Annotated in this window: 25 protein-coding genes; 12 read left to right on the top strand and 13 right to left on the bottom strand. The window is 71.2% G+C overall.

Features of this window, described 5'->3' with window-relative positions; genetic code table 11:
• Positions 1–12 precede the first annotated feature (12 nt).
• Entirely contained in the window at positions 13–594 is a 582-nt protein-coding gene (locus tag ACZ7L4_RS01700; protein ID WP_472098776.1) for a hypothetical protein, read from the top strand.
• 826 nt (positions 595–1,420) lie between these two features.
• Here ACZ7L4_RS01700 and ACZ7L4_RS01705 read toward each other — a convergent pair.
• The 4 genes from ACZ7L4_RS01705 to ACZ7L4_RS01720 form a co-directional block, all read right to left on the bottom strand.
• Entirely contained in the window at positions 1,421–2,116 is a 696-nt protein-coding gene (locus ACZ7L4_RS01705) for a hypothetical protein (protein ID WP_472098778.1), read from the bottom strand.
• Between the two features lie 60 nt (positions 2,117–2,176).
• Entirely contained in the window at positions 2,177–2,827 is a 651-nt protein-coding gene (locus ACZ7L4_RS01710; RefSeq protein WP_472098780.1) for a hypothetical protein, read from the bottom strand.
• 90 nt (positions 2,828–2,917) lie between these two features.
• On the bottom strand, positions 2,918–3,571 hold the full coding sequence (locus ACZ7L4_RS01715) for an MmpS family transport accessory protein (RefSeq protein WP_472098782.1): 654 nt from the start codon (positions 3,569–3,571) through the stop codon (positions 2,918–2,920).
• A 274-nt stretch (positions 3,572–3,845) separates the two neighbouring features.
• Positions 3,846–4,022, bottom strand: a complete 177-nt coding sequence (locus ACZ7L4_RS01720) for a hypothetical protein (RefSeq protein ID WP_472098784.1) — start codon at positions 4,020–4,022, stop codon at positions 3,846–3,848.
• Positions 4,023–4,228: 206 nt separating this feature from the next.
• Here ACZ7L4_RS01720 and ACZ7L4_RS01725 point away from each other — a divergent pair, with 206 nt between their 5' ends.
• A complete protein-coding gene (locus ACZ7L4_RS01725; RefSeq protein WP_472098786.1) occupies positions 4,229–4,897 on the top strand; it encodes a hypothetical protein in 669 nt (222 codons plus the stop codon).
• Positions 4,898–5,000: 103 nt separating this feature from the next.
• Positions 5,001–5,078 carry a 50S ribosomal protein bL37 gene (locus ACZ7L4_RS01730; protein ID WP_466231358.1) on the top strand — a complete coding sequence of 26 codons (78 nt, stop codon included), beginning with the start codon at positions 5,001–5,003 and terminating at the stop codon, positions 5,076–5,078.
• Between the two features lie 25 nt (positions 5,079–5,103).
• On the opposite strand, the gene ACZ7L4_RS01735 is transcribed toward ACZ7L4_RS01730, so the two are convergent.
• Together ACZ7L4_RS01735 and ACZ7L4_RS01740 are read right to left on the bottom strand one after the other, a co-directional pair.
• Complete coding sequence (locus ACZ7L4_RS01735) at positions 5,104–5,280, bottom strand: hypothetical protein (protein WP_450815446.1); 177 nt, start codon at positions 5,278–5,280, stop codon at positions 5,104–5,106.
• A gap of 134 nt (positions 5,281–5,414) precedes the next feature.
• On the bottom strand, positions 5,415–6,239 hold the full coding sequence (locus tag ACZ7L4_RS01740) for an SAM-dependent methyltransferase (protein WP_472098788.1): 825 nt from the start codon (positions 6,237–6,239) through the stop codon (positions 5,415–5,417).
• Between the two features lie 149 nt (positions 6,240–6,388).
• Here ACZ7L4_RS01740 and ACZ7L4_RS01745 point away from each other — a divergent pair, with 149 nt between their 5' ends.
• Complete coding sequence (locus tag ACZ7L4_RS01745) at positions 6,389–7,246, top strand: GNAT family N-acetyltransferase (RefSeq protein WP_472098790.1); 858 nt, start codon at positions 6,389–6,391, stop codon at positions 7,244–7,246.
• Between the two features lie 19 nt (positions 7,247–7,265).
• Here the strand turns inward: ACZ7L4_RS01745 and ACZ7L4_RS01750 are convergent, their stop codons facing one another.
• The 3 genes from ACZ7L4_RS01750 to ACZ7L4_RS01760 all read right to left on the bottom strand — a co-directional run bounded on the left by ACZ7L4_RS01750 (position 7,266) and on the right by ACZ7L4_RS01760 (position 11,354).
• Complete coding sequence (locus ACZ7L4_RS01750; protein ID WP_472098792.1) at positions 7,266–8,057, bottom strand: crotonase/enoyl-CoA hydratase family protein; 792 nt, start codon at positions 8,055–8,057, stop codon at positions 7,266–7,268.
• A 40-nt stretch (positions 8,058–8,097) separates the two neighbouring features.
• Positions 8,098–10,380 (bottom strand): beta-glucosidase BglX, encoded by a 2,283-nt coding sequence (bglX, locus tag ACZ7L4_RS01755; RefSeq protein ID WP_472098794.1) that lies wholly within the window; start codon positions 10,378–10,380, stop codon positions 8,098–8,100.
• A gap of 152 nt (positions 10,381–10,532) precedes the next feature.
• Entirely contained in the window at positions 10,533–11,354 is an 822-nt protein-coding gene (locus tag ACZ7L4_RS01760; protein WP_472098796.1) for an NAD(P)H-binding protein, read from the bottom strand.
• Positions 11,355–11,458: 104 nt separating this feature from the next.
• On the opposite strand from ACZ7L4_RS01760, the gene ACZ7L4_RS01765 reads away from it, so the two are divergent.
• The 3 genes from ACZ7L4_RS01765 (at position 11,459) to ACZ7L4_RS01775 (ending at position 16,951) form a co-directional block, all read left to right on the top strand.
• On the top strand, positions 11,459–12,052 hold the full coding sequence (locus ACZ7L4_RS01765; RefSeq protein WP_472098798.1) for a TetR/AcrR family transcriptional regulator: 594 nt from the start codon (positions 11,459–11,461) through the stop codon (positions 12,050–12,052).
• Positions 12,053–12,147: 95 nt separating this feature from the next.
• Positions 12,148–14,031, top strand: coding sequence for an ABC transporter ATP-binding protein (locus ACZ7L4_RS01770; protein ID WP_472100340.1), 1,884 nt, complete (start codon positions 12,148–12,150; stop codon positions 14,029–14,031).
• 157 nt (positions 14,032–14,188) lie between these two features.
• Positions 14,189–16,951 (top strand): helix-turn-helix transcriptional regulator, encoded by a 2,763-nt coding sequence (locus ACZ7L4_RS01775; protein WP_472098800.1) that lies wholly within the window; start codon positions 14,189–14,191, stop codon positions 16,949–16,951.
• A gap of 232 nt (positions 16,952–17,183) precedes the next feature.
• Here ACZ7L4_RS01775 and ACZ7L4_RS01780 read toward each other — a convergent pair whose 3' ends face one another.
• From ACZ7L4_RS01780 to ACZ7L4_RS01795, 4 genes are all read right to left on the bottom strand, one after another.
• Positions 17,184–18,377: an FAD-dependent monooxygenase gene (locus tag ACZ7L4_RS01780; RefSeq protein ID WP_472098801.1), complete on the bottom strand. Its 1,194-nt coding sequence runs from the start codon at positions 18,375–18,377 to the stop codon at positions 17,184–17,186.
• 68 nt (positions 18,378–18,445) lie between these two features.
• Complete coding sequence (locus tag ACZ7L4_RS01785; protein ID WP_472098803.1) at positions 18,446–19,735, bottom strand: hypothetical protein; 1,290 nt, start codon at positions 19,733–19,735, stop codon at positions 18,446–18,448.
• A 173-nt stretch (positions 19,736–19,908) separates the two neighbouring features.
• On the bottom strand, positions 19,909–21,300 hold the full coding sequence (locus ACZ7L4_RS01790; protein ID WP_472098805.1) for an MFS transporter: 1,392 nt from the start codon (positions 21,298–21,300) through the stop codon (positions 19,909–19,911).
• A gap of 10 nt (positions 21,301–21,310) precedes the next feature.
• Positions 21,311–21,913, bottom strand: a complete 603-nt coding sequence (locus tag ACZ7L4_RS01795; protein WP_472098807.1) for a hypothetical protein — start codon at positions 21,911–21,913, stop codon at positions 21,311–21,313.
• A gap of 123 nt (positions 21,914–22,036) precedes the next feature.
• Here ACZ7L4_RS01795 and ACZ7L4_RS01800 point away from each other — a divergent pair, with 123 nt between their 5' ends.
• From ACZ7L4_RS01800 to ACZ7L4_RS01820, 5 genes are all read left to right on the top strand, one after another.
• A complete protein-coding gene (locus ACZ7L4_RS01800) occupies positions 22,037–22,993 on the top strand; it encodes a LysR family transcriptional regulator (RefSeq protein WP_472098809.1) in 957 nt (318 codons plus the stop codon).
• Entirely contained in the window at positions 22,990–23,568 is a 579-nt protein-coding gene (locus ACZ7L4_RS01805) for a GNAT family N-acetyltransferase (protein WP_472098811.1), read from the top strand. Before ACZ7L4_RS01800 ends, ACZ7L4_RS01805 begins: the two co-directional genes overlap by 4 nt.
• Positions 23,569–23,632: 64 nt before the next feature.
• Positions 23,633–24,055 (top strand): aspartate 1-decarboxylase, encoded by a 423-nt coding sequence (gene panD / locus ACZ7L4_RS01810; protein WP_472098813.1) that lies wholly within the window; start codon positions 23,633–23,635, stop codon positions 24,053–24,055.
• A 31-nt stretch (positions 24,056–24,086) separates the two neighbouring features.
• On the top strand, positions 24,087–24,431 hold the full coding sequence (locus tag ACZ7L4_RS01815) for a GNAT family N-acetyltransferase (protein ID WP_472098815.1): 345 nt from the start codon (positions 24,087–24,089) through the stop codon (positions 24,429–24,431).
• Between the two features lie 43 nt (positions 24,432–24,474).
• The gene (locus ACZ7L4_RS01820) at positions 24,475–25,125 is read left to right on the top strand and encodes an aspartate/glutamate racemase family protein (protein WP_472098816.1); all 651 of its coding nucleotides are present in this window, start codon (positions 24,475–24,477) and stop codon (positions 25,123–25,125) included.
• The last annotated feature ends 60 nt before the right edge of the window (positions 25,126–25,185 follow it).

The raw sequence follows: 25,185 nt of genomic DNA on the forward strand, positions 1-25,185 counted from the left end.
ACCGGGGGAACCATGAGACGCACCGTCCTCGCCGCCGCCCTACTCGCCACCGTCGCCGTCAGTGGCTGCAGCAACAGCGGCACCCACGACTCAACCGCCAACACCAAGCCGAGCGGAAAGCCGGCCGCCAGCCGATCTCCCAAGCAGGACACCGGTCCGCTGAAGTTCGGGCAGGCCCAACATTGGCGTGACAAGGACGAGAACGGGGAGCGGCTCTCCGGCACGGTCACGGTCCTCGCGTACACGCAGCCCTCAACCCAGGTCGACCTGCCGGACGACATGTCCGACTACGACAACCCGGACTGGGCCGTACTCGAGGTCAAGGGCTGCATCGACAAGGACAGCGGAACCGGCGGCTTCAGTCAGGAACCCTGGTCCCTCGGCTTCGCGGACGACACCCGAGTGAACGCGCCGCTCATCTCCGGCTCCGGCACGGCCAAGCCCGAGTACTCGGTCGACGGCGCGGTCGTGAAGCCGGACGACTGCCTACGCGGAAAGATCACGTTCTCTGTCGAGCACGGTACGCGGCCCACCCGCATCCTCTACGGCCCGGTCGACGTCAGCCCCGCCGAGTGGACGGTTCCGAAGAGCTGACGAGCGAACGGCCTGCACACGCACCGGGTGCAGGCCGAACTGAGGGACGGCAGGGGCACCTGGGAAGACTGGAGAGTGTCGATCCAGGAAGTGATCCGATGCCGGGGCGCAGGAAGCGCCGGCGAACCCGGACCCGCGGGCCCTCAGGGCGAACCAGGTTCGGCCGACGTCCACGGCCAGGACGGAGTCGACGGCTAGGACGGCGGCGACGGACAAACCTGCCCGTCCGGCTACAGCCTCCAGCCCCTGCCCGACGACCCGGACGCCCTCGTCTGCCGCCGCAACACCGCACCCGACGACACCGGTGACGGCCAAGCCCCGCTGTCGAGCGGCGCCCTGGACCCACAACGCCGCCAGTACCTGTAGAAGCCTCTGTGCTCGACCCGATTTCCTTGACCACGCGCGCCCGACGAGAGCGCCGCCGACATGAGCAGCCTCGTGCAATTCGGGCTCGCCGAACCCCAGTCGATCTTGCAGCCCTCTGAGGCCCCTTCCGGGAGCCCGTCTACCCGGGGCTCCCCGACGGGGGGACATGCCCAGCGAACCGGGGTGGGACTAACGGCCGCCGCGCTCCCACGGCCGGGGAGCAACTGACGGCTTCTCGCCAGAGCGCTGCCGTCGTGCCGCTTGCGCCACCATCACACCGATGAGGACAACCCCGCAGACCGCGGCCAACGGCATCCACCTCTGCGAGAAGCTGACGAACATCAACACCAGTGCGGCGACAAAGATCCCCGCATCAACACCAGAACGCATGCATCCCCCAGCTTTGCCGACCGCCCCTGCTGCGCTGCTTCGGCAGCGGGAGCGGGGGCGCTTCGTCGTGTCAGAAGTCGAGCTTCGCCTTGACGTCGGCGACGTTCGGCCCGCTGTCCGCGGCGGGCATCTTCCACGCGTGGGCCTGCTCGTCGCCGTCGACGTAGACGAGCGTGCCGCCCTTCGCCTGTGCTGGAGTCAGGTCGAAGACCTGAGACCGCCATTGCCAACTGCCGGGCTGCACCGGGTCGGCGTTGCTGTATTTGTCCATCGCGACGGTCGATGCGTTGCCGCTGTCGAAGCCGATGGTCTCGCCGTCCGGGGCCCGCCACTGCCATCCGCCGCCGCTGACCGGGGCGGGCTCGTCGGCGGCCACAGCCGTCATGGCCTTGTCCTTCATCACGACAACGGCGAACATGCCGTTTTTGGCGGTCTCGCCTGTCGCCTTCTTCGTGAACACCACCGTCTCGGGCGTGATCTGCAGAACCCCGGTGCCGCCGTCCCCGGCGGTTTGTGCGGACTCGCCGAGCTTCATGTCGTTCCCGGCGCCCGCGGCCTCTTCGGGCCCGGCACTCGCGTCACCGCCCTCGTCGGAGCAGGACTTCATCCACTCGGCCTGACTCAGGTTCTCGTCGGTGCAGTCGACCTTCTTCTTCGACTCCTTCACCGCGGACGGCTTCGTCTCGGCCTTCTCTTCACTGCCGCTGCATGCGGTCAGAGCGGCGAGCAGTAGGGCAGCCGTGGCTGCAGTAGCGCGAACGCGCATGATTCCCCCCCCATTGCTGCAAGCGCCCACTACCGGTGAGTGGAGCGCCCTCGATCTCGGTTACGAGCAGGCTTCGTCGAACTTCACGGCCTTGAAGTCCACCGGCTGACCTGTCAGCTTCGCCCCGGCAGCCGGGCTCTGAGCACACACCTGCCAGTTCGACTCCATGAATACGATGCGGTCGCTCCCAGACGCGTCCGTCACGTCGATCGAGGTGCTCGAAGGCAGGGCTCCGCGGGCCGCTTTCACCGACTTGCCCTTGAAATTGGGCATTGTTCCGGACGCCTTTGCCGGCTGCTGACTGTCGTCCTTTGCCGGGCACGACTCACCGGTCTTCACCGCGCCGAAGTCGAGCATGGTCGTCGTGGCGACCTTGGTGCCTGCCTCCACGGACTGGCTGCAGACCTTCCAGTTCCGGTCGAACGCCTGCGCCCGGTCGCGTCCCAGCGCGTCATGGGACGTGAGGACATGGAAGCCCTCCGACTGTGCTTTGTCCTGCGCCGACTGCAGGCCCATGCCGACGAACTTCGAAACTGCCTTCTTCTCCTCAGCAGCACCGGATGGGCTGGACGACGGACTGGCCGGCGTGCTGGTGCTCGGTGCAGCAGGTGACTTCGACGGCCTCGAGCTGGTGGTGTCCGCCGGGTCGCAAGCGACGAGAGCGGCGGCGGCCGTACAGAGCATGACGGTGCTGATGATGCGGGTGCGCATGGATCCCCCTAGGTGGTGCTGATTTCTGCAGGCGGTGACGCCCGCTCCCATCGTGTAGGCCAGGGAGCGGGGCGCTTGGTGAAGGCCGGGCTAGTCCCAGCCGCCCGTGAAGTTGCTGTTCACCTGCGCCGTGCAGATGTTGTAGCTGCCGGACGCGTGCCCCTTCTTCGTGTGGCCGTCGACCGTGACGGAACAGTTGATGTCCCCGCCACCCTGCAACTGCGCCGACACATGGAAGTAGAGGGCATCGTCGTTGACGGACAGAGTCTTCGTCATCGGCAGGCCTGAGCCGTCCCGGTTGTCGCTGTCGCTGCCGTACGTTGTGTCGACGCCTGCCGGAGCAGACCCCCACACCTTGAAGACGACCTTCCCCGACGGGGCCTCTTCGTCGGACGGCTTTTCTGCGGGCTTCTTTGCGGGGGCTGCCGCCTTCGGCTTGGCCGTCTTCGTGACCGTGACGGTCGGCGCCGGCTTCGCCTTGCCGTCCTTGGCCGCGGGGCTCTTCGTCACCGTGACCGTCGGAGCAGGCTTCGTGGAGGCGACCGCCTTCTCCTCACCGCCACCGGATGCGCCGATGCCGACACCGATGAACAGGATCACGAACGCGGCGGGAATCACGAACCGCTTCTTCGCCCACTTCGGGCCGCTCGAAGGCGGTGGGAAGCCCGGCCCCGGCATCACGGGCCCCGGAGGTACGGGGCCATGGAACGGCGGCTGCTGCGGCGGCGGTTGGTTGTACGACATGCGTCCCCCAAGTGATGTGCGATGGCATATGACGGTAAGGGCGGACGCAGAGGTCGTGAAAGACAAATGATGGAGTTGTGATGAAAGTGTGAAACGTGAACCGTCGTGCGGGGTAGTGAACACCGCCCGTGGTGCGAGGGTGCCCCGTCGGCAGGCGGGCCGGAGGCGACGGGGAACGGCTCTTCGTGCTACCGGTTCACGAAAGGGGCCGTGCTCAACCCCGCGACGTCGGCTTCGACGTCTTCGGGGGCCGTTCGTCGCACACGAGTGGGTGTCAGGCCGCCTTCACGATCTCCCCGCGCACTGCCGCCGCCCACTCGATGATGAGCACCTCGTACTCGGTGCGCTGCTCGGCACTCAAGCGGCCGCCGCTTCGCAGCATGAGGCCGCGGATCTGCTCGTTGAGCTCGGCGGCGGACCGCGTGGCGCCGGACGGGTGGGTGGGGGTCATGTGAAGGAGCCTAGTGGCGGCCACTGACAGTGAGCCAGGCGATACCCAGAGGCGGCATATACCGATCTGTTCCTGACGGTCGACCGTGGGGCGCTGACGGTCGTAGCGGAACCGGTCATCGGCGGGCGCGCCTTGAATACGGAGTGGAGCGTCGGAATACTGGACATGTGGCAACGGAGCCCCCAGATCGTCCTGCCTTCAGTGATGTGATCGGCCCATGGGCGGACGCCGGCGGTGAGCGCGACCGTCGGGCGGACGAGCGTGAGCGTCAGGCCGACGCGCGCGAGGAGGTCGCTGACGAGCGCGAGGCCACCGCCGATGAGCGTGAGCTCGGCGCCGACGAGCGCGAGAGGGTGTTGGACGCCCGGGAGGCGCATTCGGACCGGCGGGCCCGCATTGTCGGCGAGGCGGTCCCCACCCTGCTGGAGCGTTCCCGGGAGGCGAGCGAGAGGGCGCGGGCCCTGCTCGCGGCCAGCCAGGCCAGGATGGCGCGGGCGGATGCCAACGTGGCTCGCGCGGAGGCGCACAGGGCCCGCGAGGACTGGGCGGCGCAGCAGGAGGCCGCCACCTCGGAGCGGTTGCTCGACACCCCGGCGTCGCGGCAGGCCAACCTGGACATCTATGTGCAGCATCTGCACGCGCGCTACCTCACCGCCGCCGCCCGGCTTGCCGACGCGCACGACATGGTCGCCCGGTATCACGAACGCCTCGCTCAGAGTGACGCGTCGAGCGCCGAGGAGTCCCGCGCCCGGTCCCGCGAGGCCCGCCAGGCGGCGCTGCACATCCGCACCGCCGCCCACCAGGCCACCTACCCGGAGCGCGAGCTCCAGGCCGTCGAGCTGCCGCCCGACCCCACCCCCGGCCATGCCCCGTAATGAGGTGTTGACCTGCGGTCGGGGCGTACGCGTCCGTTCGCGGCCAGGGGTCTCCTGTGGAAGGCTGATGGGCGAAATGCCCCATTCCTCCCCGGGAGGTCCCATGTCCTCGAAGCGTCGTCGGAAGAAGAAGGCGCGCCGCAAGCACGCGGCGAATCACGGCTCTCGCCCGCAGTCCTGACTGCGAGGGCGGCCGAGGGGTGGGGTCACGCGCGCTGCGTGACCCCGTCGCCGATCGCGGCCGCCCACTCCGTGACCAGCGTCTCGTACTCGGCGCGGTCCTCGGGGTTCAGGTGCCCACCCGTGCGCGCCCACAGGTCACGAATCTGCTCGTTGACCACGTCGGCGGACCGTACGGTGCGTGGGGCTCGGATGGCGGACATGTGAACGAGAGTAGGGGATCCGTACGCGTATTCGCTGCGGTCCGTCACGTGGCTATCGCCATGTGTGAGTTTCGTCATGCCTGTCGGCGTGATGACTCCTGTCCCGCTCAAGTCGCCCGTCCCCGTACGTCACTTCAGTTCTTGCGGCCCACCGCCCCGTACATCGGCACCGGCGACCCGTCCCGGTCCTCGTCGACGGCCAACTCCGGGTGCCAGTCGGGGAGCCAGACCACGCCGGGGTCCACGATCTCGAGTCCGGAGCCCGTGAAGAACTTCGTCATCTCCTCGTGCGTGCGCGGCGCGAGCGTGACCCCGCCGGCCGCGTACATGTCGATCGCCTGCTGCGTGCGCGACGGATCGTAGTCCGCGGCCACATGGGACAGGACCAGATGGCTGCCCGAAGGGAGCGCGTCCACGAAGGTGCGCACGATCTCGTACGCGCCCTGGTCGTCCGGGATGAAGTGCAGCAGCGCGATCAGCGACACCGCGATCGGGCGATCGAAGTCCAGTATGTCCCGGGCGAGTTCGATGATGCGCGCCGGCTCGCGGGCGTCGGCCTGGACGTAGCGGGTCACGCCCTCCGGCGTGCCGCGCAGCAGCGCCTCCGCGTGCCGCAGCACGATCGGGTCGTTGTCGACGTACACGACGCTCGCCTCGGGGGCCGCGAGTTGAGCGATGCGGTGCAGGTTCGGCTCGGTCGGGATGCCGGTGCCGATGTCGAGGAACTGGGTGACGCCGCCGCGCGCCGCGAGCATCCGCGTCGCGCGGTGCATGAACCAGCGGTTGTGCCGCGCCGCGTACTTGGCGGTCGGCTCCAGCGTGGTGATCTGGCGGCCGAGCTCCTCGTCCACCGGGTAGTTGTCCTTGCCGCCGAGGTACCAGTCGTACACGCGCGCAGGGTGCGGCCTGCTGGTGTCGATGCGCGGTGGAGTGGGGGACGTGTCGGGCGTCGAGGGCATGGGTGGCTGCAACTCCCTTGTCGACCGGGGATGTTCGATCGTGTGCACGAGCATCCTGCCGTATGTGTGCGAAGTGTGCGCGCGCTATCGGAGAGGACGATGGGAGAGGATGGCGGGCCGGAGTGGAATCTCGGACTGGAGTACCGCGCATGAGTGACGTCCCCCAGCGTCCCGCACGCCTCGACATCTCCCGGGCCACGCTCGCCGACTGGCCGGTCATCCGCGGCTGGGCGGCCGACGAGGGCTGGAACCCCGGTCTGGCCGACGGGGTCAGCTTCTTCGCCCAGGACCCCGACGGGTTCTTCCTCGGCCGGATCGACGGGGAGCCGGTGTCCGCCGTATCTGTCGTCAACTACGGGGAGGCTTACGCCTTTTTGGGCTGCTATCTCGTACGGCCCGACCTGCGCGGGCTCGGGTACGGCATCGCGACCTGGCAGGCGGGGCTCGCGCACGCGGGCGGGCGCACGGTCGGGCTGGACGGCGTCGTCGCCCAGCAGGGCAACTATCGCAAGTCGGGTTTCCGACTCGCCCATCGCACCGTCCGGTTCACCGGGATCGCTAGTGGCGGGGCGGCCGCACCGGACGACGGTGTCGTGCCGGTCGAGGGGGACCTCGCGCCCCTCCTCGCGTACGACAGCGGGTGCTGTCCGGCGGACCGGCCGCGCTTCCTGGAGTCCTGGCTGACCACGGAGGGGCACGTGGTCCGCGCCCGCGTTGTCGGCGGGCGCGTCACCGGGTACGGCGTGCTGCGCGAGGCGCACGACATGCCGCGGATCGGGCCGCTGTTCGCGGACACGCCGGAGGACGCGCGCGCCCTGCTCGACGCGCTCGCTCCGGTGGGGCGGCCGGTCGGCCTCGATGTGCCCGCGTCGAACCCGGCGGCCGTCGCGCTCGCCGAGGAGCGGGGTCTGGAGCCGGGGTTCGAGACGGCGCGGATGTACACGGGACCCGTCCGGGAGTTCGCGGGGGAGCGGGTCTTCGGTGTGACGACGCTGGAGCTGGGGTGAGGGGCTGCCCTGCGCCGGTTCAGGGCTGCTGATCCGGCTTCTGGTCCTCGAACGTCCCGTGCCGGCCCGCTCCCGCCGCGAACCGGCCCGCGCCCTCCAGCGCCCCGCCCAGTACGCCCGTCCCGTAACGGAGTTCGGCGTCCATCGCCGTCGCCTCGTCCCGGCCGTGCTGCTCGCGCAGGGACGCCCGGTCGCTGCGCAGGCAGTCCTGCGGGAACGCGGCGATCTGCGCGGCCAGTTCCTGCGCCGCCGCACGAGAGTCGCCGGGCGGGACGAGGCGGTTCGCGAGTCCGATCTCGTACGCCTCCCGTGCCTGGACGGGGCGGCCGGTCAGGATCAGGTCGCTCGCGCGGCTCTCGCCGATGAGGCGGGGGAGACGGACCGTGCCGCCGTCGATGAGCGGCACGCCCCAGCGGCGGCAGAAGACACCGAACACCGCGTCCTCCTCGGCGACCCGCAGATCGCACCAGAGGGCGAGTTCGAGGCCGCCCGCCACCGCGTGACCTGCCACCGCCGCGATGACGGGCTTGGTCAGGCGGAGGCGGGTCGGGCCCATCGGGCCGTCTCCGTCCTCCGCCACCCGGTTCCCGCGCTCCGTGCCGATCGCCTTGAGGTCGGCGCCCGCGCAGAACGTGCCGCCCTCGCCCCACAGCACGGCGACCCGTGCCGCGTCGTCCGCCTCGAACGCGCGGAAGGCGTCGGCCAGTTGCTCCGCCGTCGGCCGGTCGACCGCGTTGCGGGCCTCGGGGCGGGACAGGACGACCGTGGTGACGGGGCCTTCGCGTTCCACGCGGACGGACGACGGCGACATGGAGAGAACCTTTCCTCGTGAACGGGCCGAGTGAAGGGGGCTAGCTGACGGTGAGCTTCAGCTTGGCATCCGCCGTCGAGCTGTTCCCCACGTACAGCTCGAACGTCCCTTCCTCGACGCGGAATTCGCCGCTGGAGTCGTTCGTCCAGAAGCCCAGGTCCTCCGCGCCGAGCTGGAAACGGACCGTCGTCGACGCGCCCTTGTCCAGCGTGACCCGCTTGAACCCGCGCAGCCTGCGCACCGGTTGGGTCAGCGAGGCCGCCACGTCGCGCACGTACAGCTGCGCGACCTCGTCGCCTGAGCGCGGGCCCGTGTTGCGGACCTCCACCGAGACCTCGAAGGTGTCGCCCTTGCGCAGCGCGGCCGCCGGGATCGTGGCGCGGCTCAGCTTCGGCGCGGAGAACGCGAACGTCGTGTAGCTGAGGCCGAACCCGAAGGGGAACTGTGGCGTGGGCGGCAGGTCCAGGTACTTCGACGTGTACTTGTTGTCCTTGTCGTACGGGCGGCCCGTCGACTCGTGGTTGTAGTGGATCGGGATCTGGCCGGTCGTGCGCGGGAACGACACCGGGAGCTTGCCGCCCGGGTTCACCGTGCCGAACAGCACGTCCGCGATGGCGTTGCCCGCCTCGATGCCCGGGTGCCACGCCTCCAGGACGGCCGGCGCGCTGTCCAGCCAGTCGCCGACGGTGAACGGGCGGCCGCCCACCAGGACCACCACGAACGGTTTGCCGGTGGCGGCGATCGCCGCGATCAGCTTCTCCTGCGCGCCCGGCAGCGAGATGTCGCTGCGGGCCGCCGCCTCGCCGCTCATCGACGGCGGCTCGCCGACGACCACGACCGTGACGTCCGCGGACTTCGCCGCGGCCACCGCGTCGGGGATGCCGCCGGTGTCCTTGCCCTCCGGGTCGACGCCGCGCGCGTACGTGACCTTGGCTCCGGGAGCCGCCTTCTTGACCGCGTCGAGCACCTTCACCGAAGGGAATTTCTCGGCCGACGCGGGCACCACCCACGTACCGAGCAGGTCCGAGGAGTCGCCGAACGGGCCGACGACGGCGACGGACGCGACCGACTTCTTCAGCGGGAGCGCGTTCTCCTCGTTCTTCAGCAGGACCATCGAGCGGGACGCCGCCGTGCGCGCGGCCTTGCGGGCGGCCGCCGAGGGCTCGTCGATCGCCTTCGACTCCTCCACGTACGGGTCGTCGAACAGGCCGAGTTCGTACTTGAGGCGGAGCACGCGGGCCACCGCGTCGTCGATCCGGCGCTCCTTGATCTTCCCGGCGCGCACCAGCTTCTTGCCGTTGGTGAGGAGATGGGTGCTGGTCATCTCCATGTCGACGCCGGCGTTGAGGGCGAGCCGCGCCGCGTCCGCGCCGTCCTCGGCGAAGCCGTGCGCGATCAGCTCCTGAACACCCGTGTAGTCGCTGACGACCAGCCCGTCGAACCCCCACTCCTTCTTGAGGATGTCGGTGAGCGTGTGCGGATTGCCGTGCGCCGGGACGCCGCTGATGGTGTTGAAGGAGGCCATCACCGTGGCGACGCCCGCGTCCAACGCCGCCTTGAACGGCGGGAGATACAGGTTGCGCAGGCGCGACTCGGACACGTCGACCGTGTTGTAGTCGCGGCCGCCCTCCGCACCGCCGTACGCCACGAAGTGCTTCGCGCACGCGGCGACGGTGTCCTTCGATCCGTACCCGGAGCCCTGGTAGCCCTTGACCTTGGCCGCCGCGAACTTCGCGGTCAGATACGGGTCCTCGCCGTTGCCCTCGGCGATGCGGCCCCAGCGCGGCTCGTGGGTGACGTCCATCATCGGGGCGAACGTCCAGTGCACGCCGTTGGAGCGGGCCTCCTTGGCGGACACCTCGGCGTCCGAGCGGGCCACGTCCGGGTCGAAGCTGGACGCCTGGGCGAGCGGGATCGGGAAGTTGGTCCAGAAGCCGTGGATGACGTCGAGACCGAGCAGCAGCGGGATGCCGAGCCGGGACTCCTCGACGGCGATGCGCTGCAGCTCGTTGGTGGTCTTCGCGCCGAAGATGCTGAAGACGGAACCGACGCGTCCGGCGCGCGCCGCGTCCTCGACGGCCTTCGTCGTGCCGGAGCCGGGGTTGAGGTCGTAGGACCAGGGGAGCTGCTGGAGCTGACCCAGCTTCTCTTCGAGAGTCATACGCGCGAGGAGGCCCTGGACCTTGCCCTCGTAGCGCGCGGGCGGTGCGGCGGTGTCGGTCGTGGCCGCGTATGCGGTGGCGGTCTGGCTGGTGGTGACGGCGCCCGCGGCCGTGGTGACACCGATGGCGGACAGCAGGGTACGTCTGCGCAGCTCCGGCATGCCTTCGCTTCCCGATCGTGCGGGGCCCACAACTCGTGTAATGGGCACAAGAATTGAAGCGAAGTTACGTTCCGGTTACCCGAGGGTCAAGAGGTGCGACCGGGGTGTCGGATCCTTGCCCGGCCTCCTGGGGCGCCGGCGCCGGGGGGTATTCAGCGGAACTCCGCCACGTGTTCCGCCGCCCAGCTCCCGAAGGTCCGCCCGGGGCGGCCCAGGATGCGCTCCAGGTCGGGGGAGACAGGCGTCGGTGTCTCCACGCACGAGGCGAAGTAGCGCAGCAGGGAGTCGGCGATGTCCCGGGTCATCCACGGGCCCGCCAGCATGGCGTCGAGGGCGGCGGCGCGGGAGATCTCCTCGTGGCGCAGCGGGCGGTCGAGCGCCGCGCCGAGGATGCGGACCTGCTCCGCGAAGCTCAGCGGCTCGGGCCCGGTCAGCACCGGTGCCTCGCCGGAGGGGATCGCGCCGGTCAGGGCGCGGGCGGCGACGGCCGCGATGTCGTCCTCGTGGACGGGTGCCATGACGGCCCCGGCGTAGGGGCCCACGACCGTGTCGCCGGCCTTGATCTGGCCGATCCACTGCCGGGCGTTGGCGGCGAAGGCGTCGGGCCGCAGATGGACGTACTCGGGCGCGGTGGACTCGGCGGCGGCCTCAAGGTCGCGGTGCCGGTTGGCCACGGCGTGCCGGCTGTCACCGGACAGGACGGACGAGGAGGACAGCGTGACCACCCGTGTCACCCCCGCGGTCTTCGCGGCGTCGAGCAGGGACCGCTCGCCGTCCCACACGGCCGCCGGGTTGACGAACAGGGCCGTGACGCCGCTCAGGTCGGGATGCGCGCTGTCGCAGGGTTCGACGCCGGCCGGGAAGCGGGCGGTGTGCGGGGTGCGGCTGAGGGCGCGCACGGGGTGGCCGGCGGCGGCGAGCTCGGCCACGAGGGGGCGGCCCACGGTGCCGGTGGCTGCGGTGATGAGGATCAAGGTTCGCTCCGTTCGAAGTCAGGACCCCAGATTCAACCAGCTGGATGAACTTGTCAACCAACTGGTTGATTGACGCGGTGGCCTGCGTCGATACCCTGGTTCCCATGAATCAGCCCACCCGCCGCAGGGCCGCAGACACCCCACATTCCGCCTCCGGTGACTCCCGGGCCCGACTCCTCGAGTCCGCGAAGGACGTCTTCGCCGAGAAGGGGTACGCCGGGGCCCGGGTGCAGGAGATCGCCGACCGGGCGGGCGTCAACAAGCAGCTGATCAACTACTACTTCGGCGGCAAGAGCGGGATCTACGCCGAGCTCGGCCGCGAGTGGCTGAAGAGCGAGGCCGAGCTGCAGGATCCCGGGCTCCCGTACGACGAGCTCGTCCTGCGCTATCTGCGCGACAACTTCGCGGACCCGCGGGGCGTACGCCTGGAGGCGTGGTCGGAGCTGACGGGGCGGCCCGACGTGCCGGAGCTCGCGGAGGAGGACCTCTCGGACATCGAGCGCAGGCAGGCGGAGGGTGAGCTGACGGACGCGCTCAGCCCGGCCATGGTCATGCTGCTGTCCCAGGCGTTGGTCATGGCCCCGCACCTGATGCCGGACACGGTCCGCCGGATCTTCGGCGGCGACCCGGCGGATCCGGACTTCCAGCGCGACTACGCCGAGCAACTGGGGCGGGTGCTGCGCCTGTTGCGCGCCTGAGCGCGCCCGAGTCCGAGTGCGGCGGCGTCGTGAGGGTCTTTCCCGATTGTGTTGACCTCAAGATTGGTTGAGGTTCTAACGTCATCGGCATGAGCATGGAGACCACAGCCTGGACGCAGCTCCACAGCGTCATGAATGCCCAGGACGGCGGGCCCAAGGGCCGTCCCTTCGCCCGCGCGACCTTGCGCAGGATCGCCGTCTTCGCCCGGCCGCACCGGCGTCGCATCGCCCAGTTCGTGTTCCTGAGCATCCTGACCGCGCTGCTCGCCGTGGCGACGCCGATGCTCGCGGGCACGGTCGTGAACGCGATCGTCGGCGGTCACGACGAGGGTCATGTCATCCGCCTCGCCCTCCTCATCGCGGTCATCGCGCTCGCGGAGGCGGGCCTCGGCCTGCTGGCCCGCTGGCTGTCGGCGAACCTCGGCGAGAGCCTCATCCTCGACCTGCGGACGGCCGTCTTCGACCACGTGCAGCGCATGCCCGTCGCCTTCTTCACCAGGACCCGCACGGGAGCCCTGGTCAGCCGCCTCAACAACGACGTGATCGGCGCGCAGCGAGCCTTCAGCAACACGCTGTCGGGCGTCGTCGGCAACGTGGTCACGCTGATCCTGACCCTGGCCGTCATGCTGACGCTGTCCTGGCAGATCACGCTGCTCGCGCTCGTCCTCCTGCCCGTCTTCGTCTTCCCCGCCCGCCGCATGGGCTCCCGCATGGCCCGCCTCCAGCGCGAGGCCGCCGCGCACAACGCCGCCATGGGGACGCGGATGACCGAACGGTTCTCCGCTCCCGGCGCCACGCTCATCAAGCTGTTCGGGCGGCCCGGCGACGAGTCGGCCGAGTTCGCGGAGCGCGCGCGGCGGGTCCGGGACATCGGCGTACGCACCGCCATGGCGCAGTCGGCGTTCATCACCGCGCTCACCCTCGTCTCCGCCCTCGCGCTCGCCCTGGTGTACGGCCTCGGCGGCTGGTTCGCGCTGACCGGAACCCTGAAGGCGGGCGCCGTCGTCTCCCTGGCGCTGCTGCTGACCCGTCTGTACGCGCCGCTGACCTCGCTCGCCGGTGCCCGCGTCGAGGTCATGAGCGCGCTCGTCAGCTTCGAGCGGGTCTTCGAGGTGCTCGACCTGAAGCCGCTCATCGACGAGAAGCCCGACGCCCGGGAGATCCCGGAGGGGCCTGTCGCCGTCGAGTTCGACGACGTGCGCTTCGGCTACCCGTCCGCCGACAAGGTGTCGCTGGCCTCGCTCGAGGAGGTCGCCTCCCTCGACACGCGCGGCGGCGCCGAGGTGCTGCACGGCGTCTCCTTCCGGGCCGAACCCGGCCAGACGGTGGCGCTCGTCGGCTCGTCCGGAGCCGGCAAGTCCACCATCGCGTCGCTGCTGCCGCGGCTCTACGACACCGATGGCGGGGCCGTCCGCATCGGTGGCCTCGACGTGCGCGACACCAGCGCCGTCTCGCTGCGCGCCACGCTCGGCATGGTCACGCAGGACGGGCACCTCTTCCACGACAGCATTCGCGCGAACCTGCTGCTCGCCCGTCCCGAGGCGAGTGAGGCCGAGCTGTGGGACGTGTTGACCCGGGCCCGGCTCGACGCGCTCGTCCGCGATCTGCCGGACGGGCTCGACACGGTCGTCGGTGAGCGCGGCTACCGGCTCTCCGGCGGGGAGCGGCAGCGCATGACCATCGCCCGGCTGCTGCTGGCCCGCCAGCGCGTCGTCATCCTCGACGAGGCGACCGCGCACCTCGACAACACGTCGGAGGCGGCCGTGCAGGAGGCTCTCGCCGAGGCGTTGGAGGGGCGGACGGCGGTCGTCATCGCCCACCGCCTGTCCACGATCCGCTCCGCGGATCAGATCCTCGTGGTGGAGGGCGGGCGGGTCGTGGAGCGCGGTACACATGAGGAGTTGGTGGTCCGGGACGGCCGCTACGCGGAGCTGTACCGGACGCAGTTCGGCGGAGTGGAGGTCGCGGAGGCGGCGTGACGGGTGGGCAAATCAAGCCCCGCTCTTGGACGAGAGCCCGCGGGGTCCGGGGCGGAGCCCCGTGGCGTAGGGACGGTGCCGGATGAAGACAACTCGACCGTGGCAACGGCCAGTTGACCGCTCCCGCCGCAACGTGACCGCGGGTTACCCTGATCGCATGCTGGTGGGTCGTACAGCGGAATGCGCGCGCCTCGCGGACCTCGTCGACGGCGCGCGCACCGGTCACAGCGCCGCCCTGGTCGTCCGCGGCGAGGCGGGTATCGGGAAGACCAGCCTGCTCGGGTACGCCGAGTCCGTCGCCCGCGACCTCACGCGGCTGCACACGCAGGGCATCGAGGCCGAGTGCGAACTGCCGTACGTGGGGCTCGCGGACCTGTTCCGGCCGGTCACCGACCACCTGGACCGGATCCCCGAACGGCAGGCGGCCGCACTGACCGGCGCGCTGGCTCTCGGCCCGGCCGTCGCGCAGGACCGGTTCGCGGTCGCCGCCGGAACGCTCAGCCTGCTGGGCGCGGTCAGCGAATCGGGTCCTGTCCTGGTCGTCGTCGACGACGCGCAGTGGCTCGACCCGTACTCCCTGGACGCCCTCGCCTTCGCGACCCGCCGCCTGGGCCGCGAGGGCGTGGTCGCCCTCTTCGCCACCCGCGACAACGACGAGACCGCGTCCCGCCTCGCGCCCGTGGAGTCACTGAGCCTCCAGGGGCTGGACGCGGGGGCGGCCCGCGAACTCGTCGCCGAGGAGGCCGCCCAGCCGCTGCCGCCGCACGACGTCCAGTGGCTCCTGTCCGAGGCCCGCGGCAACCCGCTCGCCCTCGTCGAGCTACCCGCCCTGCTCGCCCACGGCGGCCACCGCCCCGACACCGGCGCCCCGCTGCCCATCGGCGACATCCTCGCCCGCACCTTCCACAGCGCCATCACCCGGCTCCCGGACGCCACCCGGGACGCCATGCTGCTGCTCGCGGTCCTCGGCCCCCGCCCGCTCGCCGGAACCGAACGGGTGCTGCGCGCCCACGAGTTGACCTACGCGGACCTCGAACCGGCCGAGCGGGCGGGCCTGATGACCGTGGAGGCAGGCGCGTACGTCTTCCGCCACCCGCTCGTCCGCTCCGGCGTCTACCACGGGGCGAGCGCCGTCCGCCGCTGGCGCGCGCACCGCACCGTCGCACGGGCCCTCCAGGGCGCCCGCGCCCCCGCCGCGCTCGAACGCTATGCCTGGCACCTGTCCGAATCGGGCGCCGACCCGGACGAGGACGTCGCCGCCGCGCTCGCGAAGGCGGCCTCCGGAGGCCCCGCCAGCCTCACCTTCCCGCTCGCCGCCCGCCTCTACGCCCACGCCGCCCGCTTCACCCCCGACGACGAGGGCAAGGCGCGGCGGCTGCTCGCCGCCGCCCGCGCCGCCCAGGCCGCCGGCTCCCTCGACGAGGCCGCCGACCTCCTGGACCGCGCCCTCGACCACGCCGCCCACGAACGCACCCGCCTGGACCTGCGCCAACTGCGCTGCTACGTCGACATCCAGCGCGGCCGTCCCGCCCGCGCGCGCGAGCAGCTGCGGTCCGCCGTCGACGCGGCGCGGCGCGTCGATCCCGTGCTCGCCGCCGTCATGCTCGGCGGCATCACCCTCACCGAACTCGCCATCGGCGACCTCACGGCGGCCCGCGCCACCTCGGCCGAGTCGATGCAGCTCGCGGACGCGTTCGGCGACGGGGCGGCGGCCCTGCCGGTACGCCTGCTGCACGCGCTCGTCGAACTCCTCGGCGGTGACGCGGAAGAGGGCCGCGCCCTGCTCCACGAGCTCGAAAAGCCGCTGGCCGCACCGGACCTGTCCTTCCCGTACCCGGTCCCGGGCGTCGGCGGCCTGTGCTACCTGGCCACGGAGGAACTGGACCAGGGTCACGCCCTGCTCGACCGCGCGGTGCACGCCGCCCGCTCCTCCAGCACCGTCGGCCTCCTCGCCCACCTCCTCGGCACGCTCTCCGTCGTCGAGTTCTGGCGCGGCGAGTGGAACTCCTCGCTCGCCCACGCCGACGAGTCCGCCCGGCTCGGCGAGGACACCGGACGTGTCATCGAGGTGTGCCGCGCACTGGCGGCGCAGGCCCGTACGGAAGCGGTCCTGGGCAGGGAGGCGGACTGCCGCAGCCACGAGGCCCAGTGCCGTTCCCTGGCCGCGGCCGCCGAACTCCCCATGGACGCGGCACGCGCGCGTGGCGCCCTCGGCCTCCTCGAACTCGGCCTCGGCCACTACGAAGAGGCGGCGGCCCACCTGGAGGAGGTACGCGCCTTCTCCCTCGCCAACGGCCGCGGCGACGGCCTCTACCTCTCCTGGGCCGCCGACCTCGCCGAGGCCTACGTCCACCTCCACCGCACCGACGAGGCGTACGAGGTGCTGCGCGTCCTGGAGCACGAGGCGGGCCGGGGCAGGCGCCCCATCACGGCGGCCGCCGCGGCCCGTTGCCGGGGCATGCTCGAACCGGCCTACGCCGAGCGGCACATGGACCGCGCCCTGGCCCATCTCGGGGACGTCCAGGCCCCGTTCGAGCGCGGTCGCACCGACTTCGCGTGCGGCGAGTTGCTGCGCCGCCTCGGCCGCCGCAGCGAGGCGCGGCGCCGGCTGCAGCGCGCGCTCGCCACGTTCGAGCGGCTCGGCGCGGCCGGCTGGGCGTCCCGCGCCGCCGCCGAGCTCCACGCCGCGGGCGGCGACCGCGTCGACGCGGGCCCCACGCCGCTCGACGGCCTCACCCCGCAGGAACTGCGCGTGGCCCTCGCCGTGGGGCGCGGCGTCACCAACCACGAAGCGGCGGAACAGCTCTTCCTCAGCGTCAAGACGGTCGAGTTCCACCTCGGCAACATCTACCGGAAGCTGGAAGGGGTGCACCGGAGGGCCCAACTCGTGCGCCTGCTCAGCGAGTCCGCGCACGCTTGAGCGCCTTCGCGGTACGCACAGACAGTGGGGGTGCCCGCGCCGGGCACCCCCCGTCCCCCGTATCCCCCGTGGGTTCCCCGTTGTTCCCCCGTCGGATCCCCCGTGTCGAAAGCCCCCGTGTGCTTTCGTGTCTCCACGATGGACCCGGCCGGACCCCTGGGCCACGGGGAAAACCCTGGGATCGGGTGCCAGGGGCCTACGACGAACGGTGTAGACGCGGCAACGGCGCAGGTCACACCGGGGCGGCCGAGGCGTCGTACCCGTAGATCCACCCGCTGCGCACCAACGGATCCGCGTTCCCGAGCGCCGCGTCCCGCGCCCGCTGGTCCGGGCCGTCGGGGAGGCGGTTGGACTCGGCGCGGGCGTGGCTGACCCGTTGGAGGCGGGTGGTGCGCGGGAGGCGCTCCGTCTCGTAGCGGGCGAGGGCCCGGTCGGGGGCGTCCGCGTGTGCGGCAAGGCAGCGGGCCAGGACCGCCGCGTCCTCCAGCGCCTGCGCCGCGCCCTGGCCGTAGAACGGGAACATGGGGTGCGCGGCGTCACCGAGCAGCGTCATCCGGTCGCGCGTCCACGCGGGCAGCGGCGGGCGGTCGTAGAGGGCCCAACGGCCGGGAACGGCACCGGACTTGACGAGTGCGGTGACCCGCTCGTCCCAGTCGGCGAACTCCGCGTGGAACTCCTCGACTGTGGCCGTCGCGCTCCACGACTCCGCCGTCTCGTCCGTCGACGGGGCGAACGCGACCACGTTGACCGCCTCGCCTCCGGAGATCGGATAGTGCACGAGATGGTGGTCGGGCCCGAGCCACAGCGTCTGCGCGCGGCGCAGCGCGAAGGCGGGGGCCGCGGACGCGGGGACCACCGTGCGGAAGGCGCACAGGCCCGAGAAGCGGGGGCGTTCGGGTGCGGCGACCGTCTCGCGGACCACGGAGTGCATGCCGTCCGCGCCGATCACCAGGTCGGCGTCGGCGCGGGTTCCGTCGGCGAAGGTCAGCCGCACCCCGTCGGCGTACGGCTCGACCCGCGTGCAGCGGGCGCCCAGGCGCACCGACGTGTCCGGCACCGCCGAGCGGAGGGCGTCGAGGAGGTGGGCGCGGTGCGTGGTGTAGGTGCGCTCCCCGTAGAGGCGCTCGCACTCCCCGTCCAGGCGCTCCACGGACAGGACGGTGCCGTCCTGCCAGCGGCGGAACTCCCAGCCCCAGTCCAGCGGTACGGCCCGGCGCAGCGCGGATTCCGCCACGCCCAGCGCGCGCAGCGGCCGCACTGCGTTGGGGGCGAGCAGCAGCCCTGCACCGACCTCGGTGAGCGCGGCCGCCTGTTCGTGGACGGTCACGGTCAGCCCCGCGCGGTGCAGGAAGGCCGCGGCCGCCATGCCGCCGATGCCGCCGCCCACGACCGCGATCCGCGGCCCCGTCCGCTGCCTGTCGCGCACTGGTTCCTCCCGGACTGCGTCGCGTGCGTCGGCCGGGCTTCAGCATGGCGCGTCGGGGCGGCCCGCGGTCAGGGGTTCTGCTGGAGGGCCTTGAACTGCTCGAACCAGACGTTGCGGCCGAGGGTGCCGCCCGCGCCCGCCCGTACGGTCCGGTTGGCGTACAGGGGGTTGAGGATCCACGGCGTTTTGTCGGCTCCCCAGTTCGAGGCCATGGAATCGATCTGCAGGCCACCGTAGGTCGCCACCGCCAGCTTTCCGGTGTCGCGGAAGGCCTTCATCTGCTCGGTGAGGTAGTTCCTGCTGCTGTCGAACCACTGGGTCATGGAGACGAAGTCGTTCCACTTCTGCTGCGGGAACGGCTGTTGGATGGCGTCCCCGATCACCTGCCAGACCTTCCGGGCGGGGTCCACGTCGTGGCGCTTGGCGAACGCGGGGGAGACCGGGTCGTTCATGTGCGCCTTCCAGAACTGCACCAGGGAGAACTCCGTGGCGAGGAACTTCTGGTCCGGACGCAGCGTGGGCACCACGTAGTTGATGAACTTGGCGGCGTTCTGCAGGGACGTGACGTGCGGGTGGATGTCGACGCCGGCGATCTCGGGCGTCCTGTGGACGAACCGCAGCCACCGCTCGGTCGCGGGCGTGCGGCCCTCGGGGCTGTCGAGATTGTTGAGTGCGCCCATGTAGAGGCTGGTTCCGGAGTCGGCGCCGCCGTGCTGCTTGCGGAACTCGATGACGTGGCGGGCCAGCGCCTCGTAGAAGACGTTGAGGGTCTTGTCGCGCTCTCCCTTCAGCGTCTCCAGGAAGGGTTCGTTGCCGATCGTGACGATGTCGACCTTGCCGATGACGGCGGCGAGCACCCGGTCCACGAGCGCAAGCAGGGCCTTCAGCTCGGGGCTGCCCGGCGCGGGGAGCGGGCCCTTCGTGGGGCCGAGCGCGTAGGGGAACTTGAGCGAGAGGATCGTCCTGCGGCCGTCGCCGTGCGCGGTCAGCAGGGCCTTGATGGCGCGCTGCTGGGTGACGTCGCCGTCGAGGTCGCCGGGCGTCACCGGGACGAAGCCGCGCACCCAGGTGGCCGAGAGCGCCTGCAGTTGGGCGGCGCCGAGGCCCGCGGGGTCCTCGTTGAAGTTCACGCCGAGGGCGCCGTCGGACGCGCCGCCCGGGGCCTTGCCGGCGGCGGCCTTGCCCTCGACCGGGTCGGAGGCCGACTTCGACGGCGCGGCCTTCGCGTCCGACGTCTTGGCGCCGGAGGACTTGGCGCCGGAGGACTTGGCATCGGTCGACGGTGAACACGCGGCGGTCAGGAGTGCGGCGCCCGAAGCGCCCAGGAGCATGCGGCGTGAGGTGGTGTGGCGAGTCACTGCTGTCCGTTTCTGTGGGGGGATCGCTGTCCACTGCCGGGCCACCGTAGGCACGGATGTGCGCGCAATTGTTCTGCTGTGACAGCCCCGCGACATCATCCGGACAACGCCAGAACCCCGGTCACACAAGTTTCAACAGATGTGACCGGGGTTCGGGTGCGGGCGTGGTGTGCTCAGGCGCGGGCCTCCACCGCCGGGGCCGAACCCGGCAGCGGGCGCCCCGCGGACTCCGCCGCGAAGTAGGCGGCCACGGCGCCGATCGCGCCCGCCGCCATCAGGTAGTAACCGGGCACGTTGACGTCGCCGGTGGCCTGCACCAGAAGGGCGTTGACGACGGCGGTCGTGCCGCCGAACAGCGAGACCGAGAGGTTGAACGCGATCGACAGACCGCCGTAGCGGATGTCCGTCGGGAACAGCGCCGGGAGCGTGGACGGGATGGTGCTGTTGAAGCAGAGCAGCATCAGCGACATCAGCACCAGGCCGAAGAAGACCGACATCAGGGTGTTCTGCTGGATCAGGAGCACCGACGGAATGCCGAGCACGATCAGCATGCCGCAGCCGAAGAACAGCACCGGCTTGCGCCCGATGCGGTCCGAGAGGCGGCCGACGAAGGTGATGAGCAGCATGCCGATCGCGAGGACCGAGATCTCCAGGAGCTGCGCCCAGGTGGGGCTCACCGACGGCGCGAACTTGTCGATGTACTCCAGCATGTACGTCGTGAGCATGTAGTTCGTGACGTTGAAGACGAGCACCAGGCCCATGCAGATCAGCATCGGACGCCAGTGGTCGGTGAAGACCCGCTTGATCTCCTTGAGCGTCTGATTGCCCTCGCGGCCCTGCTGCTTGGCCACGGCGGCCTTGAACGCGGGGGTGTCCTCCAGCTTGAGGCGGAGGTAGAGCCCGATGATGCCGATCGGGCCGGAGATCAGGAACGGGATGCGCCAGCCCCAGGACAGCAGGTCCTCGTGGGACATGACGCCCGGGAGCTGGATGACCAGTCCGGCGACACCGCCCAGGAGGTAGCCGGTCAGGGTGCCGAACTCGAGCCAGCTGCCGAGGAATCCGCGCTTCTTGTCGGGGGCGTACTCGGCGATGAACGTCATCGCGCCGCCGTACTCGCCGCCGGTGGAGAAGCCCTGCACGAGCCGGGCGAGCAGCATCAGCAGCGGGGCGGCGGGGCCCCACGTCTCGTAGCCGGGGATGAACGCGATCACGAACGTGCCGATGGCCATCATGATGACCGTGATCGACAGCACCTTGGTGCGGCCGATCCGGTCGCCGAGCGGGCCGAAGAACATGCCGCCGAGCGGGCGGACCAGGAAGGCGACCGCGAACAGGCCGAGGGTTCCGATCGTGCCGACGGTCTGGCTGGCGCCGGTGAAGAACACCGCGGTGAGCACCGGGGTCAGGTTGGCGAAGACGCCGAAGTCGAACCACTCGGTGATGTTTCCGATGGCTGCGGCGCCCACGGCCCGCCTGGTGACCTTGGGGTCGGTCACCAGTGTCTCGTCGGCCGGGCCCGCCTCGGTATCGGGAAGCTCGGAAACGGTGTGCGCGGCTGGCACGTACTACTCCTCAGGATTGCGCGGTACTGCGGGTGGGACTCCCGCACAGGGGCTTCGGGTCGATCCAGTGAACGGGGAGGTGCTGCCCGCGCCCGCGTGCGGTGCGGCCGGCCTCCAGGACCAGGCCGGTCGTCGGGAAGACGAGCAGGGCGAGCGCCGAGGCGACCAGGGCCGTCGCGGTCGCGGGAGAGCTCGCGGGCGCGAGCAGCGCCGTGGCGAGAACCGGCAGGCCGAGGCCCAGACGGGTGGCGGCAGGCGTGCGCACACCGAGAGCGGCGTCCGCTCCGGCGCGGCCGAGCCCGTGGCCGAACCCGGCGAGGGCGGCGGCGCCCAGCGTCGGCCAGGTCGACGTTCCCGCCGTCAGCGACAGCACGGACAGGCTCACCAGCAAGGCGGTGAGACCGGCGAACTGCGCGCAGCGGCAGCCGACTTCGGCGGCGAGCGGCTGCGCGAGCGCCGAGCAGACGAGAACGGCGAGCGGCACGGCGCAGACGACGGCCGGACCGCTCCGGCCCGAGACGATCAGGACGGCGGGAACGACGGCGAGAAACAGGCCCGCCGTGGCCCGGGCGAGAAAGCGGACGGCCGAGACCATGGCGAACAAGGCGCGCATTCCCGTCGGGATCCGCTGATTCCGGCGCAGGGAAGGACTCTTGGACAACACCCGGGAAGGGTGCCACCCGCGACTCATCGACACAATTGCGCGATCTTGCACGAGACCGTGCAAGATGGTCGAATGATCGATCCCAAGCTGAAGGTGCTCCAGATGGTCGAGGAGCACGGCGGGGTGACCGCGGCCGCCGAGGCCATGGGGCTCAAGCCGTCCACGGTCTCGTACCAGCTCAGGCAGCTGGCCGCGCAGGTCGGCGCGGTGCTCATGGAGCCCGCGGGCCGGGGCGTCAAGCTGACCGCCGCGGCCCGTACGCTGCTCCAGCACGCGGCCGTCCTGGAGGCCCAGTGGGAGCGGGCGCGCAGCGACCTCGCGGCGATGGCCGACGTGCAGACCGGTTCGTTCACGCTCTGCGGCTTCTCCACTGCCGCCACGCGCCTGCTGCCGTCCACCGCCGCGACCCTGCGTGAGCGGCACCCCCAGCTCGGGGTGCGCCTGGTGGAGGCGGAGCCCGCCCGCTGCTTCGAGCTGCTGCTCACCGGGGAGGCCGACCTCGGCCTCGTCGTCGTGACGGCCGACTCGCCGCCGCTGACCGACGAGCGTTTCGAGCAGCAGCCGCTCCTCGACGACCCGCTCGACCTCGTCGTCCCGGCCGACCATCCGCTGGCGGCGCGCGAGCGAGTGGGCCTCGCGGACGCGGCCCGCGAGACGTGGATCGTCGGCACACCGGGCACGACGTACCACGACCTGCTGGTCACGGCGTGCATGGCCGCCGGGTTCATGCCCGACATGGGGCACCAGTCCGACGAGTGGGACACCGGTACGGCGATGGTGGCGCACGGCCTCGGGGTGATCCTGGTGCCGCGCCTGGCCCGGATCAACACCGAATGGCCCGTGGCCCGGATCCCCCTGTCCGGCGAACCCGCCCCGGCCCGCCGCATCCTCGCCGCCACCCGCAAGGGCGGGGCGCGGCACCCGGTGGTGGCGCAGGCCCTCGACCTGATCAAGGCGTCGGCGTCGAAGCTGGTGCCCGCCGGGCAGCCGCCGCAGCCGGGACCTCTGCCGGGGGAGGCTTCCCGATGATCACCTGGCGCCGGCTCACCGAGCACGACTTCCCGTTGCTGAAGTCCTGGTTGGAACAGCCGCACGTGGCCCGTTGGTGGAACCATGAGACCTCGATCGAGGCGGTGTCACGGGACTTCGGCTCCGCCGCCAGGGGCGAGGAACCTTCGGAGGACCTGCTCGTCCACCTCGACGAAAGACCGATCGGCCTGGTCCAGCGTTGCCGACTGTCCGACTACCCCGAATATCTGGCGGAGCTCGCCACCGTGGCCGAGGTGCCGCCCGGGGCGATGACCATCGACTACCTGATCGGTGAGCCACGACAGATCGGCCGAGGGCTCGGCACGCAGATGATCCGATCGGTCATCGAGGCGACCTGGAGCGATCACCCCGACGCACCCTGCGTCCTGGTGCCGGTGTCGACGGCCAACCGGGCATCCTGGCGGGCACTTGAGAAGGCCGGGCTGCGCCGGGTCGCCGAGGGCGATCTGGAGCCGGACAACCCGGTCGACGACCGTGCGCATTACATCTACCGGATCGATCGGCCGGGCGCTGCCGGCTCAAAGCGGGCCACCTCGGCATGCGACGCGTTGTAGATTGTGGAAACAGCCCTTGACCTGCAAATAGGCGGGCAGGGAGCCTACTTCTGGGAGTGTCCCGATGCTGCGCACCATGCTCAAGTCCAAGATCCATCGCGCCACCGTCACCCATGCCGACCTGCACTACGTCGGCTCCGTGACCATCGACGCCGACCTGCTCGACGCCGCCGATCTGCTGCCCGGCGAGCTCGTGCACATCGTCGACATCGACAACGGCGCCCGCCTGGAGACATACGTCATCGAGGGGGAGCGCGGATCCGGTGTCATCGGCATCAACGGGGCGGCCGCCCATCTCGTGCACCCGGGCGACCTCGTGATCATCATTGGTTACTGTCAGGCTGAGGACGTGGAAGCGCGTGCCCTGCGCCCGAGCATCGTGCACGTCGACCGGGACAACCGGATCGTGGCGCTCGGCGCCGACGCCTCCGAGCCGATCCCCGGCGGGGATGTGACGCGCGGCCCGCACGCGGTACCCGCGGGCTGAGACCCGGTCCGGCCACGACGCAGGAGAGCCCATGAGTGACATCGAGATCCGCGACGACCGCGCCAAGGGCCTCCTGGAGGCCCGCTCCGGCGGTGAACTCGTCGGCCACATCCAGTACTTCGTGCTGGCGGAACCCGAGCGGGCGCTCGTCGCGGTGCACACCGTCGTCGAGCCGGAGCACGAGGGCAAGGGCATCGCGGGCTCGCTCACCCGCGAGCTGTACGGCATCGCCGCGGCCGAGTCGCTGGCCGTGGCGCCGCTGTGCCCGTTCGTCGTCCGCTGGGCCGAGCGGCATCCGGGCGAGGCGCCCCAGGCCTCCGCCGACCTGCTGCTGGCCGCGAAGGCCGCCCTCGAGGCCGACCCCGACAAGTGGTGAGACGGCCCTGCGCGCGGTGATCATCCGCGCGTAGGGTCCGGTCATGAACCTGACGCTCCTGCACACCTCGCCCGTCCACGTGCCGGTCTTCGACGCCCTGCGCGACGCCGACCACCCGGGCCTGGACCTGCGCCACGTCGTACGCGAGGAACTGCTCGCGCGGGCCGGCGCCGAGGGGCCCGACGCCGTCACCGACGAGGTCCGGGCGCTGCTCACGGCCGCGGTCGCCGACGGGACGGACGCCGTGCTGTGCACGTGTTCCACGCTCGGCGCGGTCGCGGAGGGACTCGCCACGGACGCCGGCGTGCCGGTGCTGCGCGTGGACCGGCCGATGGCCGCGCGGGCCGTCGCCGAAGGGGAGCGCATCGCCGTGGTCGCCACCGTGCGCAGCACGCTCGGGCCGACGGCGGACCTGGTGACGGAGGAGGCCGCGCGGGCCGGGCGCGCGGTGGACGTGCGGACCGTGTTCGTCGAGGGCGCCTGGGAGCTGTTCCTCGCGGGGGAGCGGGACGGGTATCTCGCGCTCGTCGCCACCGCCATCGAGGGCATCGCCGACGCCGACGTGATCGTCCTCGCCCAGGCCTCCCTCACCGACGCCGCCGAGCGCGCCCGCACCACCCTGCCCGTGCTCTCCAGCCCGCGCCCCGGACTCGCGGCGGCCGCCTCGGAATGCGCGGGCGCCAAGAAAGCTTAGGTTGAAGGGAGTTGTCCGCACCGGTACAGCAGTTCCGGGCAGGACCCCCGAACAGGAGGC

This window comes from Streptomyces sp. NPDC107575 (assembly GCF_055657265.1).

Excerpts from the sequence above, each read along its gene's own strand:
- ACZ7L4_RS01715 (WP_472098782.1), bottom strand. The coding sequence starts at position 3,571 with ATGTCGTACAACCAACCGCCGCCGCAGCAGCCGCCGTTCCATGGCCCC.
- ACZ7L4_RS01800 (WP_472098809.1), top strand. The coding sequence starts at position 22,037 with ATGATCGATCCCAAGCTGAAGGTGCTCCAGATGGTCGAGGAGCACGGC.
- ACZ7L4_RS01815 (WP_472098815.1), top strand. The coding sequence starts at position 24,087 with ATGAGTGACATCGAGATCCGCGACGACCGCGCCAAGGGCCTCCTGGAG.
- ACZ7L4_RS01735 (WP_450815446.1), bottom strand. The coding sequence starts at position 5,280 with ATGTCCGCCATCCGAGCCCCACGCACCGTACGGTCCGCCGACGTGGTC.
- ACZ7L4_RS01770 (WP_472100340.1), top strand. The coding sequence starts at position 12,148 with ATGGAGACCACAGCCTGGACGCAGCTCCACAGCGTCATGAATGCCCAG.
- ACZ7L4_RS01700 (WP_472098776.1), top strand. The coding sequence starts at position 13 with ATGAGACGCACCGTCCTCGCCGCCGCCCTACTCGCCACCGTCGCCGTC.
- ACZ7L4_RS01710 (WP_472098780.1), bottom strand. The coding sequence starts at position 2,827 with ATGCGCACCCGCATCATCAGCACCGTCATGCTCTGTACGGCCGCCGCC.
- ACZ7L4_RS01740 (WP_472098788.1), bottom strand. The coding sequence starts at position 6,239 with ATGCCCTCGACGCCCGACACGTCCCCCACTCCACCGCGCATCGACACC.
- ACZ7L4_RS01795 (WP_472098807.1), bottom strand. The coding sequence starts at position 21,913 with ATGCGCGCCTTGTTCGCCATGGTCTCGGCCGTCCGCTTTCTCGCCCGG.
- ACZ7L4_RS01745 (WP_472098790.1), top strand. The coding sequence starts at position 6,389 with ATGAGTGACGTCCCCCAGCGTCCCGCACGCCTCGACATCTCCCGGGCC.
- ACZ7L4_RS01750 (WP_472098792.1), bottom strand. The coding sequence starts at position 8,057 with ATGTCGCCGTCGTCCGTCCGCGTGGAACGCGAAGGCCCCGTCACCACG.
- panD (WP_472098813.1), top strand. The coding sequence starts at position 23,633 with ATGCTGCGCACCATGCTCAAGTCCAAGATCCATCGCGCCACCGTCACC.
- ACZ7L4_RS01820 (WP_472098816.1), top strand. The coding sequence starts at position 24,475 with ATGAACCTGACGCTCCTGCACACCTCGCCCGTCCACGTGCCGGTCTTC.
- ACZ7L4_RS01805 (WP_472098811.1), top strand. The coding sequence starts at position 22,990 with ATGATCACCTGGCGCCGGCTCACCGAGCACGACTTCCCGTTGCTGAAG.
- bglX (WP_472098794.1), bottom strand. The coding sequence starts at position 10,380 with ATGCCGGAGCTGCGCAGACGTACCCTGCTGTCCGCCATCGGTGTCACC.
- ACZ7L4_RS01730 (WP_466231358.1), top strand. The coding sequence starts at position 5,001 with ATGTCCTCGAAGCGTCGTCGGAAGAAGAAGGCGCGCCGCAAGCACGCG.
- ACZ7L4_RS01775 (WP_472098800.1), top strand. The coding sequence starts at position 14,189 with ATGCTGGTGGGTCGTACAGCGGAATGCGCGCGCCTCGCGGACCTCGTC.
- ACZ7L4_RS01765 (WP_472098798.1), top strand. The coding sequence starts at position 11,459 with ATGAATCAGCCCACCCGCCGCAGGGCCGCAGACACCCCACATTCCGCC.
- ACZ7L4_RS01720 (WP_472098784.1), bottom strand. The coding sequence starts at position 4,022 with ATGACCCCCACCCACCCGTCCGGCGCCACGCGGTCCGCCGCCGAGCTC.
- ACZ7L4_RS01705 (WP_472098778.1), bottom strand. The coding sequence starts at position 2,116 with ATGCGCGTTCGCGCTACTGCAGCCACGGCTGCCCTACTGCTCGCCGCT.